Origin of the sequence: Paraburkholderia sp. EG287B (assembly GCF_040965595.1) — a bacterium.
GTDB lineage: Bacteria > Pseudomonadota > Gammaproteobacteria > Burkholderiales > Burkholderiaceae > Paraburkholderia.
Window position 1 is genome coordinate 425,436 of the sequence record NZ_JBFRCG010000002.1, and the last position, 13,352, is coordinate 438,787.

Annotated in this window: 11 protein-coding genes; 6 read left to right on the top strand and 5 right to left on the bottom strand. The window is 68.0% G+C overall.

Annotated features, from left to right (window positions below):
- Positions 1 to 105 precede the first annotated feature (105 nt).
- Complete coding sequence (locus tag AB4Y40_RS04670) at positions 106 to 747, bottom strand: DUF177 domain-containing protein (protein ID WP_368686618.1); 642 nt, start codon at positions 745 to 747, stop codon at positions 106 to 108.
- 432 nt (positions 748 to 1,179) lie between these two features.
- Here AB4Y40_RS04670 and AB4Y40_RS04675 point away from each other — a divergent pair, with 432 nt between their 5' ends.
- Complete coding sequence (locus tag AB4Y40_RS04675; RefSeq protein WP_368686619.1) at positions 1,180 to 1,818, top strand: Maf-like protein; 639 nt, start codon at positions 1,180 to 1,182, stop codon at positions 1,816 to 1,818.
- Entirely contained in the window at positions 1,815 to 2,537 is a 723-nt protein-coding gene (locus AB4Y40_RS04680) for an SAM-dependent methyltransferase (protein ID WP_368686620.1), read from the top strand. Before AB4Y40_RS04675 ends, AB4Y40_RS04680 begins: the two co-directional genes overlap by 4 nt.
- A gap of 98 nt (positions 2,538 to 2,635) precedes the next feature.
- Here AB4Y40_RS04680 and AB4Y40_RS04685 read toward each other — a convergent pair whose 3' ends face one another.
- Genes AB4Y40_RS04685 through AB4Y40_RS04700 form a run of 4 tightly spaced genes read right to left on the bottom strand, consistent with a single transcriptional unit; the run spans position 2,636 to position 5,832 of the window.
- Complete coding sequence (locus AB4Y40_RS04685; protein WP_368686621.1) at positions 2,636 to 3,640, bottom strand: S49 family peptidase; 1,005 nt, start codon at positions 3,638 to 3,640, stop codon at positions 2,636 to 2,638.
- Positions 3,641 to 3,679: 39 nt separating this feature from the next.
- Positions 3,680 to 4,084 carry a Rieske 2Fe-2S domain-containing protein gene (locus AB4Y40_RS04690; RefSeq protein WP_324151384.1) on the bottom strand — a complete coding sequence of 135 codons (405 nt, stop codon included), beginning with the start codon at positions 4,082 to 4,084 and terminating at the stop codon, positions 3,680 to 3,682.
- The gene (locus AB4Y40_RS04695) at positions 4,081 to 4,740 is read right to left on the bottom strand and encodes an HAD-IA family hydrolase (RefSeq protein ID WP_368686622.1); all 660 of its coding nucleotides are present in this window, start codon (positions 4,738 to 4,740) and stop codon (positions 4,081 to 4,083) included. Before AB4Y40_RS04695 ends, AB4Y40_RS04690 begins: the two co-directional genes overlap by 4 nt.
- A 33-nt stretch (positions 4,741 to 4,773) precedes the next feature.
- Complete coding sequence (locus tag AB4Y40_RS04700; RefSeq protein WP_368686623.1) at positions 4,774 to 5,832, bottom strand: RluA family pseudouridine synthase; 1,059 nt, start codon at positions 5,830 to 5,832, stop codon at positions 4,774 to 4,776.
- Positions 5,833 to 6,700: 868 nt separating this feature from the next.
- On the opposite strand from AB4Y40_RS04700, the gene AB4Y40_RS04705 reads away from it, so the two are divergent.
- The 4 genes from AB4Y40_RS04705 (at position 6,701) to glp (ending at position 13,292) form a co-directional block, all read left to right on the top strand.
- Positions 6,701 to 9,958, top strand: a complete 3,258-nt coding sequence (locus AB4Y40_RS04705) for an Rne/Rng family ribonuclease (protein ID WP_368686624.1) — start codon at positions 6,701 to 6,703, stop codon at positions 9,956 to 9,958.
- Between the two features lie 160 nt (positions 9,959 to 10,118).
- Positions 10,119 to 11,240, top strand: coding sequence for a GTP 3',8-cyclase MoaA (gene moaA, locus AB4Y40_RS04710; protein WP_368686625.1), 1,122 nt, complete (start codon positions 10,119 to 10,121; stop codon positions 11,238 to 11,240).
- Positions 11,241 to 11,256: 16 nt separating this feature from the next.
- Complete coding sequence (gene mobA / locus AB4Y40_RS04715; protein WP_368686726.1) at positions 11,257 to 11,880, top strand: molybdenum cofactor guanylyltransferase MobA; 624 nt, start codon at positions 11,257 to 11,259, stop codon at positions 11,878 to 11,880.
- Positions 11,881 to 11,987: 107 nt separating this feature from the next.
- Positions 11,988 to 13,292 (top strand): gephyrin-like molybdotransferase Glp, encoded by a 1,305-nt coding sequence (gene glp / locus AB4Y40_RS04720; protein WP_368686626.1) that lies wholly within the window; start codon positions 11,988 to 11,990, stop codon positions 13,290 to 13,292.
- Positions 13,293 to 13,352 lie beyond the last annotated feature (60 nt).

Genomic DNA, 13,352 nt, shown 5'->3' on the forward strand with positions numbered 1-13,352 from the left:
ACACAGCCCGATCCGGCCGCCGCCACCCTTGGGGGATGGCCGGACTCCGGGCTCAGGCCCACGCGTCTGGTACTGCCTGCCCCGCACAGCCGCCCAAGGCTTGCCTTAGTGCTTGCTGCCAGGACCGTCCTTCTTGAGCGATTCGAGCGCCGCAAACGGGTTGACGCGCTCTTCCGGCTCGATTTCCTGCTCCGGCACGTCGTCCACGGAATCCACGCCCTCCGCGCCGTCGGGACCCGAGGCGAGGCTTTCGTGAATTTCCGGACAGACTTCGTGCTTCGGCACCAGCGGCAGCGCGAGCAACAGCTCCTCTTCGATCAAGTCGACGAGATCGAAATGGCGCGAGCCCACGATCACTTCGACTTCATCGTCGTCGAGCGGAAACTCGTCCGCCTCTTCTTCCGTCTGGACGATACGGAAGGTCGCATCCGCATTGAATGCCTGCTCGTAAGGAGCGAGGCACCGCTGGCACGTGAGCCACGCGCCACCGTGAACTGCAAGCCGCAGGTATGGCTGCGGCCCTTCGGTGCCGTTGTCCTGCATTTCCTGCTGGATAAAGCCCGCAGCCTGCCAGGTGAACGCGGTGTCGCGATCTGGCGCCTCGGCCGGGACTTCGTTTAACATGCGCGGCAGTTGCGAAACGCGCACGACGCCTGCCGCTTCGCGCTCGCTGCGCGCGAATTCGAAGATATCGAAGTCGCGCGGATTCAATTCGGCGCCTGCAGGCTTGCCAGTGTGTTCGGTCATGTGCGCTCTCCTGCTTCAAGGCCTGGGGCGCGGCAAGCGATGCGCGAAAGCCGCCAGCGGCTCGCTGCAATCCAGCTTGTGCCGGCCCGCACAGGTCTCTATCGACCTGCGTTTGCCTACATTCGCCCATCGACACGCTACTGCCGGCAAGGTTTTTCGAGCCGTGACGCCGCTAAATTCAGGCGCCCGCACAAGACGTGCGGCGAGAGCATACCGATGAAAAGCCCAAAATCATATCGCCTTTATCTTTGTGAGTCAAACACTTAAGCTCGCGTACGCAAGTGTCTGTGCGAGCGCGGCTTTCGGGAGCCTCTGACGACGTTTTGCGGGATATCCGCCCCTTTTTTGAGGCGAAATCCACCCGGAAATCGCCAAACCACAGCCGCCTTTTCTCCAGCCACATTCGCAGCCGCTCTCATACTCCGATCGAACATGCAGGATTCTCCCTCACAGGCCCCGCGCACGGGCCGCCCCGCCCTCATCCTCGCCTCCAGCTCGCGCTACCGGCGCGAGTTGCTCGAGCGTCTGCGCATTCCCTTCGATACGGCCGTGCCCGCCGTCGACGAAACGCCGCAGCCCGGCGAGACGCCCGAAGCGACGGCGCTGCGCCTGGCTGCCGCGAAGGCCCGCGCCGTGGCCGCCGCGCTGCCCGCCGGCGCGGCGCGAACGCTCGTGATCGGCTCCGACCAGGTCGCCACCTTCGATGGCCGCCAGATTGGCAAGCCCGGCACGCACGAACGCGCGCTCGAGCAACTGCAGGCCATGCGCGGCCGCGAAGTGTTGTTCCATAGTGCCCTGAGCGTGCTCGACACCGCGACTGGCCAAACGGATACCGTCGATGTCGTGACGAAGGTGCGCTTTCGCGACCTGCCCGACGCCGCGCTCGACGCCTATCTGCGCGCCGAAACGCCGTACGACTGCGCGGGCAGCGCGAAATCGGAGGGTCTCGGCATCGCCCTGCTCGAAGCGATCGAATCGGACGACCCCACCGCCCTGATCGGCCTGCCGCTCATCGCGCTCACGCGCATGCTGCTTGCCGCGGGCTATCCGCTGCTGGAGACGCAAGCATGAGCCTCGGCACCCTCTATCTGATTCCCAACACGCTGGGCGAAGGCGACGATGCCGCGCTCAACGCCGTCCTGCCCACGCCCGTGCGCGAACGCGCGGGCACGCTCGCCAGCTATATCGGCGAAAACGCCAAGACCACGCGCGCCTTCCTCAAGCGCGTGGGCACGACGCGGCCGATCCAGGAAATCGAGATCCGCGAACTCAATGTCAACACGCCTGCAGGCGAGGTCGACAAGCTGCTCGCACCGCTGCTCGCCGGTATCGACACAGGGCTGGTTTCCGAGGCGGGCGTACCCGCGGTCGCCGACCCGGGCGCGCTGCTCGTGCGGCGCGCACACGAGCGCGGCATCAAGGTCGTGCCGCTCGTGGGCCCGAGTTCGATCCTGCTCGCGCTGATGGCGTCGGGCCTGAACGGCCAAAGCTTCGCGTTTCATGGCTACCTGCCTGTCGACGCGAACGAGCGCGTGAAAAAGCTGCGCGATCTCGAGCAGATCTCGCGCAAGATCAAGCAGACGCAGATCTTCATCGAGACGCCCTATCGCAACCGCGCGCTGCTCGACGCACTGCTCGCGACCTGCGCGCCCTCCACGCTCGTGTGCGTCGCCGCCGATCTCACGCTGCCCACCGAGACGATCGTGAGCCGCGCGGTGTCGGACTGGAAGAAGAAGCCAGCGCCCGAATTGCACAAGCGGCCGGCGATCTTCCTGCTGCTCGCAAACTGAACGCGCTTCGGCGCGGAAAACGAATCGGCCGCTGCGCAACCATCGCGCAGCGGCCGATTTTTCTCGAGGACGACGGGAAACGAAAGCGTCGCCGTCGCTCAGTGCACCGATACCTTGCCGCCCATCAGCAGCGAATGCACGGCCGCCGAGCCGATGTTCGCGCCCACGCGCTTCGCCACGCGATCGGTGAGGCTCTGCTTGACCGTGTAATCGACGACGTCCGGCGCCTTGACGACCTCGCGCGCCACGTAATCGGTGTCGCCGTAGCCGTCCGCGAGGCCGAGCTCCACGCTCTTCTGCCCGGTCCAGAACAGGCCCGAGAAGATATCCGGCGAGTCCTTCAGGCGCTTGCCGCGGCCCGCCTTCACGGCGTCGATGAACTGCTGGTGGATCTGGTCGAGCATCTCCTGGGCGTGCGCGTCCATTTTCGGCGTGTCGGGCGAGAACGGATCGAAGAAGCCCTTGTTTTCGCCGGACGTACGCAGGCGCCGCTGGACGCCGAGCTTGTCCATCAGGCCGGTGAAGCCGAATCCGTCCATCAGCACGCCGATCGAGCCCACGATGCTCGCCTTGTTGACGTAGATCTTGTCGGCGGCGGCCGCGACGTAATAGCCGCCCGAAGCACACATGTCGCCGACCACGACGTACAGCGGGATGGCCGGGTACTTGGTGCGCAGACGATGGATCTCGTCGTTGATGATGCCGGCCTGCACCGGGCTGCCGCCGGGGCTGTCGATATGCAGGATCACGCCCGCGGTGCCGTCGTCGTCGAAGGCGCTGTCGAGCGCGCTGATGATGTCCTCGGCGTTCGCCGGGGTGTCGGAGCCGATTTCGCCGTCGAGCGAAACCAGTGCCGTATGGCGCCCCTCACTCTCCACGCGCGCCCCCGAAAGATCGAGGATCGCCCACGCGATTACCACGAACACGGCGAGAAACGCGAAGCGAAAGAAGATGCGCCAGCGCCGCGCCGCGCGCTGCTCGGTGATAGCCGCGAGCGCGATGCGTTCGAGCGCCTCGCGCTCCCAGCCTGGCGCGGGCGCGCCGCGGTCTGACGAAGCCGCGCGGGGCGCTTCGTTCGAATCAGGGGTCGGATTGTCGGACATGCGAGCGGGTTACGTTCGAAAGGGGTCGATAGTCAGGAATCAGGTTGGGGTCGGACGCAAAGCGTCGTCCGGCAGCCAGAATACCGCACGCCCCTCCGGCGTGTCGCGTTCCTCGACCTGCACGGGGCGCAAACGCCCGCCGCGGCACGGGCCGCCCACGCACTTGCCCGTGTCGGGCTGGTAGATCGCGCCGTGCGTGGCGCACATCAGATAGAGTCCCGACGACTCGAAGAACTGGCCCTCGACCCAGTCGAGTTCCATCGGCACGTGCGCGCAGCGGTTCAGGTAGCCGTACACCTCGCCGCCGTAGCGTACGAAGAACACCACCGCGTCGCCGCCCGCATAGGTCGCGTTCATGCGCCGCCCCTCGCCGCCCTCGGCGAGTTCGTCGGCCGCGCAGACGCGCACAGGCTCGAGCGGCGCTGTCTCGGGCGCCGCGCTCATGCGTGCTCCCGCAGCCAGCCCGCGAGCGCGGCCACGTCCGACGCGACGAAGCGCGGCTCGAGCTTTTCGAGCGCGCCGGACGCATGCGCGCCATACGCCACGCCGATGGCAGCCGCGCCCGCGTTGATCGCCATCTGCAGGTCGTGCGTCGTGTCGCCGATCATCACAGTGCGCCCCAGATCCTGCCCCAGTTCGCGCGTGAGCTCCTGAAGCATGGCCGGATGCGGCTTCGAGAAGGTTTCGTCGGCGCAGCGGGTGCCGTCGAAGAGGCTCGTGAGCCGCGAATCCGCCAGCGCGCGGTTCAGCCCCACGCGGCTCTTGCCCGTCGCTACGGCGAGCAGGTAGCCAGTGTCGCGCAGTTCCGTGAGCATCTCGCGCACGCCGACGAACAGCTCGGTCTGCTGGTCCTTCAGCAAATAGTGGATGCGATAGCGCTCGACGAGCCGTGGGTAGTCGGCCGGATCGAGCGTGGGCGCGGCAATCTGCAGCGCCTCGCGCAGGCCGAGGCCGATCACATAGCTCGCCGCCTCGTCGCCGGGCACGGGCAGGCCGAGGTCGCGGCACGCCGCCTGGATGCTGCGCGTGATATGGGCGGTCGAGTCCATCAGGGTGCCGTCCCAGTCGAACACAATCAGGTCAAATAACTCTCGAGCCATGCAGGACTTCTCCAAACGCTGTCAGATTCGGTGTCATTCGGGTCGCGCCGCGTCAGGTCGGGCCGCGCCAGGTCGGGCTGCGTCGGTTGCCGAGCCTGCCTCGCGTTGCGCGCGCAGCGCGTCGACGAAGCCGCGGCAATCCGCCGGCAGCGGCGCCTCGAACTGCAACGGGGCGCCCGTGATCGGGTGCGCGAGCTTCAATCGGTGCGCATGCAGAAACATGCGCTTGATGCCCGGCTTCGCGCCCGTGCGCGCGAGGTCCTTGTTGAGCGCGAAGTCGCCGTACTTGGCGTCGCCGACGATCGGCAGGCCGAGGTGGGCGAGGTGCACGCGGATCTGGTGCGTGCGGCCCGTCTTCAACTCGGCTTCGAGGAGCGCGTAGCCCGGCCAGCGCTCGACGAGATTGAACACCGTGTGCGAGGGCAAGCCGTCCGGCTGCACGCGCACACGGCGCTCGCCTTCCGGGGTCAGATACTTGTGAAGCGGCTCCTTCACGGCGCGCCGACGCCCCCAGTCGCTCGCCCATTCGCCGTGGACGCAGGCGTAATAGCGCTTGTCGGTCTGGTTGTCGCGCATCTGCGCATGCAGGCCCACGAGCGCGGCGCGCTTCTTGGCGAGCATCAGCACGCCCGACGTTTCGCGGTCTAGCCGGTGGACCAGCTCGAGGAACTTGCCCTGCGGGCGCGCCTCGCGCAACTGCTCGATCACGCCGAACGCCACGCCGCTGCCGCCGTGCACGGCCACGCCTGCAGGCTTGTCGATGACGAGCAGCGCGTCGTCCTCGTAGATGATGGGAAACTGGGCCGCCGGCACGGGCGCGGCGCCGGCCGGCGCGCTAGATTGCGAGGTGCGGATGGGCGGCACGCGCACGATGTCGCCTTCCGCGAGCCGATATTGCGCATCGACCCGACCCTTATTTACGCGCACTTCCCCGCTGCGCAAAATGCGATAGATGTGGCTTTTCGGCACGCCTTTGCAGACGCGCACGAGAAAATTGTCGATGCGCTGACCGGCCGCGCCCTCGTCGATTTCGACGAACGAAACCTGGTCGCTTGCGACCTGATTCTGGGATGTTTTGCCTAACCCTTTCATTCTGAATATAATTTGCCCAGCGCCGACGCAACGGTAGGCCAAACGGCCAAATGTTCTGCGAACCACCCAATGGACACCCCAAGGGGGTTATCCTGGACTTGGACCACGCGGCGAGCGCAGGCTGCAAGCGATAAACGGTTATTTTACTTGCGCCCGGGGCTGGTTGCTCACCCCGCTTGATGAGAAGCAACGAGTTGCACGCACGGATCACCACTCCGGCAGGGACGGCGCCCACAGGCACGTTCGGTCAGGAGCGGCTCCGACGGTAACGGAACATTGGTATAAAGAATTTATCCGGCGCGTCCCGCCGCGCGGTCGAAGTGACCGCCGCAGGAGGCGCTGGTGGCGAAAATACGGCGAGCGCCCGAAGCGTCCCGGCAATGTGCGGGACACGGCGACGTCAAAAGTGGCGAGACACCCCGAGGGGGAAGACGGGCGTTCCTGAAAAGCTTCCCGTGCGCGGCCCTGATTGAATCGAGAGGCCGCGAACCTGATCCAGTCGCAAGCGCGCGCGGTTCGCCGCTGCGGCCGGCGTCTGTCACGGCCAGTGCGATGGGCACACCCATTGGCACGCTCATGGTCACGGCAGCCAGGTGGATTGGAAGCGCAGGAAAACGCTGCCGTCGCGAACCCGCGGCATGTCTCTTCGCTTCTTGAAGACGTATTTCGCATGTGCCCACGCGGCCCCGTCCACGGCAACGCAACGCCGGACCGGCGCCCATAAAAGGCAATTCTCCCCGCCATCGTTCCCGCTCCAGCGTGCTTGTGACAACACAATAAGGCGCGGCTCGCCGCTGCCCGCACCGTGCTGCCTGGCGTCGTCGCCGCGCACCGTGCGGCTCGCGCGCGAACGCACTGGAGTCGTTCAATGAAACGAATGCTGTTCAACGCGACACAGCAGGAAGAACTGCGTGTCGCCATCGTCGATGGACAGAAGCTCATCGACATCGACATCGAAACCGCCGGGCGCGAACAGCGCAAAGGCAACATCTACAAGGGGATCGTCACCCGTATCGAGCCTTCGCTCGAGGCGTGTTTCGTCAACTACGGCGAAGACCGCCACGGCTTCCTGCCGTTCAAGGAAGTCGCCCGCCAGTACTTCCGCGAAGGCATCGACATGCGCGGCGCGCGCATTCAGGACGCCCTCAAGGAAGGCCAGGAGCTGATCGTCCAGGTCGAGAAGGAAGAGCGCGGCAACAAGGGCGCCGCCCTCACCACGTTCATCTCGCTCGCCGGCCGCTACCTCGTCCTCATGCCGAACAACCCGCGCGGCGGCGGCGTCTCGCGCCGCATCGAGGGCGACGACCGTCAGGAACTGCGCGAAACCATGGCGCAGCTGCAACTGCCGGACGGCATGAGCATCATCGCGCGCACGGCCGGCATCGGCCGCTCCGCCGAAGAGCTCCAGTGGGACCTGAACTACCTGCTGCAACTGTGGCGCGCCATCGAAGCCGCGTCGCAGGCCGGCCAGTCCGGTCAGCCCATGCTGATCTACCTGGAATCGAGCCTCGTCATTCGCGCGATCCGCGACTACTTCCAGCCCGACATCGGCGAAATCCTCATCGACACCACCGAGATCTATGACCAGGCGCGCGCCTTCATGGATATCGTGATGCCGGACAATGTCAATAAGGTGAAGCGGTATCACGACGACGTGCCGCTTTTCTCGCGTTTCCAGATCGAGCACCAGATCGAGACGGCGTATTCGCGCACGGTACCGCTGCCCTCGGGCGGCGCGATCGTGATCGACCACACCGAAGCGCTGGTCGCCATCGACGTGAACTCGGCGCGCGCCACCAAGGGCGCCGACATCGAGGAAACCGCCGCGCGCACCAACCTCGAAGCCGCCGACGAAGTGGCGCGCCAACTGCGTCTGCGCGACCTGGGCGGCCTGATCGTGATCGACTTCATCGACATGGAGTCGGCCAAGAGCCAGCGCGAAGTCGAGCAGCGCCTGAAAGACGCGCTGCGCCACGACCGCGCCCGCGTGCAGATGGGCAAGATCTCGCGCTTCGGCCTGATGGAACTGTCGCGCCAGCGTCTGCGCCCCGCCCTCTCGGAAGGCAGCCACGTGACCTGCCCGCGCTGTAACGGCACGGGTCATATCCGCGATACGGAATCGTCGGCGCTTCAGGTCCTGCGCATCATCCAGGAAGAGGCGATGAAGGAAAACACCGCGGCAATTCATTGCCAGGTGCCGGTCGAAGTGACCGCCTTCCTGCTCAACGAAAAGCGCTCGGAAATCAACAAGATCGAGTCGCGCTTCAAGGTCGCGGTCGTGCTGATCCCGAACAAGCACCTCGAAACGCCGCACTACAAGCTCGAGCGCCTGCGTCACGACGATGCGCGCCTCGACGACCCGCGCGCCTCGTGGAAGATGGCCGAGGAAGCGGCTCGCGAACTCGAGTCGGAAACCGGCTACAGCAAGCGCACCGCCGAAGCCAAGCCCAAGCAGGAAGCCGCGGTGAAGGGCATCACGCCGGAGCGTCCGGCGCCGAGCGCGCCGGTCAAGCCGGCCGAAACCGCGCCCGTCGCGGCACAACTGGCTGTCACGCCCGCGGGCGGCGGCTTCTTTGGCTGGGTCAAGCGTCTCTTCGGCGGCGCACCGGCTGCGGCGCCCGCGCCGGCACCGGTCGCGCAACCCGAAAAGACCGCCCGTCCGACCCGCGAAGCGCGTACCGAGCGCGGTGAGAAGACCGGCGCCGACCGCAACCGCAATCGCCGTTCCGGCGGCCGCGACGCGGCAGGCCGTGGCGAAAGCGCAGGCGGCGCCCGTACCGGCCAGCCGGCCGGCCGCCGTGAGGAACGCGAGCCGCGCGAACAGCGTGAACCGCGTGAGGCACGCGAGCCGCGCGAATCGCGTGAAGCACGCGAAGGCCGTGGTGCCCGCGAACAACGCGAACCGCGCGAGCAGCGTGAGCCGCGTGAAACCCGCGAAGCACGTGCCGAGCGCGAGCAGCGCATCGAACGCGTCGAGCGCGGTCAGGAGCGTAGCGATGTGACGGCGGAAGCCGGCGCCGCACGCGGCGAGCGCCAGGAACGTGGCGAGCGCCGCGAGCGTGGTGAACGTGGCGAGCGCGGTGAATCGCGTCGCCGTCAGCAAGCCGAGGCCGCTGAAGCCCAGGAAGCGCGTCTCGACGCCGCATCGGCAGACGCCGAAGGCGTCGAAGCGCCGCAGACGGAAGACCTGCCCGAAGGCGTGAGCGCCGGTGCCGACGAAGAAGGCGGACCGCGTGAAGGCGAAGAACGCCGCCGCCGCCGCCGCGGCCGCCGTGGCGGTCGCCGCGAGCGCGAGACGGATGCAGCAGGCCTGACGCCGGGTGCGGATGCACCGGAAGGCGAAGAGCAAGCCGCACCCGCCCAACCGGCGATCGAGCAGCCTGCCGTTGCTGCGCAAGTGCATGAAGCATCGGCCGCGGAAGCGCGTACCGAGGCTGCTGTCGAGACCGTCGTGACCGCTCTGCCGGCCGCAGCCGTCGTCGCCGAAGCCGGGCACGTGCCTGCCGCTGCCGTGACGACGACGCCGGTTGAAACCGTCGCACCCGCCGCAGAGCAAGCTCAGGCTCCGGCCGAGCAAGCTCCGGCACCCGCCGAAGCCGCACCGGTGAGCGTCGAAACCGCACACGCGGTCGAGCCGAAGGCCGAGGAACCCGTGGCACCTGCCGCACCTGTCGCGCCTGTGGCGCCCGCCGCAGCGGACGAACCGGTCGCACCGGAGGCCCCGGTTGAGCCGGTTCAGGCCGAAACGCTGCCTGTCGTGCGCGAAGACCGCGTCGAAGCGCCGCGGACCGAAGAGCCGGCGCAAGCACCCGTCGCTCAACCGGAGCCGGCGCAGGAAGCGGCAGCCGCCGCTCCGGCGGTCGTCGCGATCACCGAGCCGGTCGCACCGCATCCGGCTCCGGTGGCAATGGCGGCCCCCGCGCCCTCGGCCACCGCAGACACGCTGCGCCCGATGCTGGAATCGGCGGGTCTCGTCTGGGTCAATACCGACGCCGACAAGCTGCGCGCCGCGCAGCAAGCCGCTGCGCAACTGGTGAAGCCCGCGCGCACGCCGCGCGAGCGCAAACCGCTGCCGCCGGTCGACAGCACGCCGATGCAGCAGGTCGAAACCACGCGCCAGCCGTAAGCACGGCAAGCGCAACTGGCCGCGCGCCGGGCCCCGAGCCCGGCGCCCCCGAAAAGCCCGCCCCTCCCGGCGGGCTTTTTTTGATATATCAGCGTTCTCCCTTGTCTGTAGGCCGGTGCTGGTTCGGCTAAAATTGAGGCAACGCGAGAACGAAGAGACCATGACACGACGCATCATCCCTGTTGCCGACGTTCGATCGCTGCCGCCCGAACTGCCCAGGCCGGCCGCGGGAACTGTGCGCGCGCCGTCCGGCGCGGTCTTCGACGCGCTCGCCAGACCCCTGCGCGACCTCCGCATCTCGGTCACGGACCGCTGCAATTTCCGTTGCGTGTACTGCATGCCGCGCGCCGTGTTCGACAAGGACTACCCGTTTTTGCCCCATTCCGCGCTGCTGTCGCTCGAAGAAATCGAGCGGCTCGCGCGGCTTTTCGTCGCGCATGGCGTCACCAAGATCCGCCTCACGGGTGGTGAGCCGCTGCTGCGCAAGAACATCGAATTCCTGATCGAGCGCCTTGCCGCGCTGCGCACGCCCGAAGGCGAGCCGCTCGACATTACGCTCACCACCAATGGCTCGCTGCTGGCCCGCAAGGCGCGCGCTCTGCGCGACGCGGGCCTCACGCGTGTGACGGTGAGCCTCGACGCCCTCGACGACGCCCTCTTTCGCCAGATGAACGACGCCGACTTCGCGGTGGCCGACGTGCTCGACGGCATTGCGGCGGCGCAAGCCGTGGGTCTCGCGCCGATCAAGGTCAACATGGTCGTCAAGCGCGGCACGAATGACGGCGAGATCGTGCCGCTTGCACGGCATTTCCGCGGCACGGATGTGACGCTGCGCTTCATCGAGTACATGGACGTGGGCACCTCGAATGGCTGGAACATGGCCGAAGTGCTGCCGTCGGCGGAAGTCGTCGCGCGCATTGCCGAGCACTGGCCGCTCGTGCCGCTGGAGCCCCACAACGCTGCCGAAACGGCGCAACGCTGGGGCTACGCGGACGGCGCGGGCGAGATCGGCGCGATCTCCAGCGTGACGCGCGCGTTCTGCGGCGACTGCACGCGCGCACGCCTTTCGACCGAAGGCAAGTTGTACCTGTGCCTGTTCGCCTCGATGGGTTACGACCTGCGCGCGCTGTTGCGCAACGGCGCCACCGACACGGCGATCTCCGGCGCCATCGCCCAGGTATGGGAAGGCCGCGCCGACCGCTATTCGCAGTTGCGGGGCAGCGCGCAGGCGCCGGCGGCCTCCGACGAGCGCCGCATCGAAATGTCCTATATCGGCGGCTGAGCAGCCCATGACGCCGATGAGCGCCAACGCCATTTCCACCGCATCGATCACGGGCCTCGTGCTCGCGGGCGGCCGCGGCCAGCGCATGGGCGGCGCGGACAAGGGCTTGCAGATGCTGCACGGCAAACCGCTTGCCGCGCTCGTGCTCGCGCGCCTCGCGCCGCAGGTCGGCGCCCTCTCGATCAGCGCGAACCGCAACCGCGACGCTTATGCGGCACTCGGCGCGCCATGGCGGGCGAGCGTGCTCGCCGATCCGCTGCCCGACTTCCCCGGCCCGCTCGCGGGGCTCCTCGCCGGACTGCGCGCGGCGCACACCGAATGGCTCCTTGCGGCGCCATGCGACTCGCCCTGGCTGCCGGCCGATCTCGCCGGGCACCTCGGCCACGCCGCGCTCGCGGAGCGCGCCGACATCGTGACCGCGACCACGAGGAACGCCGACGGCGAGGTCTCGCTGCATCCCGTATTCGCGCTCGTACGCACCTCGCTCGCCGACGACCTCGCCGCCTTCCTCGGCGCCGGCGAGCGCAAGGTGCGTGCGTGGTACGCGCGCCACACGGCCGCCGAAGTCGCCTTTGCCGACGAACGTGCGTTTTACAATATCAATTCCTTACAGGAACTGGCCGAACTCGAACGCGCCTGAATTGCAATCGGGCGGCGCCCGGCCAGCCGCCGTCCCCGGCACACGGCCGGCACGCCCGCCTGGACGATCGCCGCACACGCCGTGCGGATGCGACGCTTCCTCACTCGATGACCACGCCTAACCATCCCACCGGCCAAGCCGGGTGCATCAGCCAGTACGATCCGCAAGCTTTGCCCGTCAGCGCCGCGCAGGCCATCGTGCTGCAGTGGGCGACGCCGCTTGCGGCGAGCGAACGCGTGCCGCTGCGTGAAGCGCTCGCGCGTGTGCTGGCCGAAGACGTGATTTCGCCCATCGACGTTCCCGCGCACGACAACGCCGCGATGGACGGCTACGCGTTCGATGGCGCGGCCCTGGCCGACATCTCCGGCGGCCTCTCGCTCGCCGTGTGCGGCAAGGCCTTCGCCGGTCACGCCTACGCGGGCGACGTTGCCGCCGGCGCAAGCGTGCGCATCATGACCGGCGCGCCGATGCCCGCGGGCTGCGACACCGTCGTGCCGCAAGAGCAGGTGTCGGCGCAGGGCGAAGCCATCGTTTTCGAAGCCAACGTCGTCAAGCGCGGCGCGAACGCCCGCCGCAAAGGCGAGGACCTCGCGCGCGGCGGCGTGGCGCTCGCGGCCGGCCGCGTGCTGCGCGCGTCGGACATCGGCTTGCTGGCCTCGCTCGGCCTCGTCGAGGCGCACGTGAAGCAGCGCCTGCGCGTGGCCTACTTCTCGACCGGCGACGAACTGCGCTCGCCGGGCGAGCCGCTCGAGCCGGGCTGCATCTACGACAGCAACCGTTACGCGCTCGGCGCGATGCTCCAGCGCCTGAACGTCGAGGCGATCGACCTGGGCGTCGTGCGCGACGACCCCGCGGCGCTCGCCGCCACGCTGAAACTCGCTGCCGAAACCGCCGATGTCGTGCTAACCTCCGGCGGCGTCTCGGTCGGCGAAGCCGATTTCACGCGCACCCAGTTGCAAACGCTCGGCGACGTCTCGTTCTGGGGCCTCGCCATGCGCCCCGGCCGCCCGCTTGCGTTCGGCCGCATCTGGTCGGGCGGACGCCCGGGCGCGGGCCGCGCAGCGCTCCTGTTCGGGCTGCCCGGCAACCCGGTCGCGACGATGGTCTCGTTCTACCAGATCGTGCGCCCCGCGCTCATGGCGATGGCGGGCGCGCAAGCGCAGCCCGTCCCGCTCGTGCCGGCATTGAGCGATCAGCCGATCAAAAAGCGCGCGGGCCGCACCGAATTCCAGCGCGGCCTCGCGCGCCGCGAGGCCGGCGGCCAGTGGCGCGTCGCGCCGACCGGCTCGCAAAGCTCGGGCGCGCTCAGCACGATGAGCGAGGCGAACTGCTTCATCGTGCTCGCCCATGAAGCCGGCGATCTCGATGCCGGCGACGCGGTCGACATCATGCTGTTCGATGGACTCGTCTAGCGCGGCGGCGCCCGAGAGGCCGTCAAAACCAACCACACGTCCACACCTGCATAACGGACC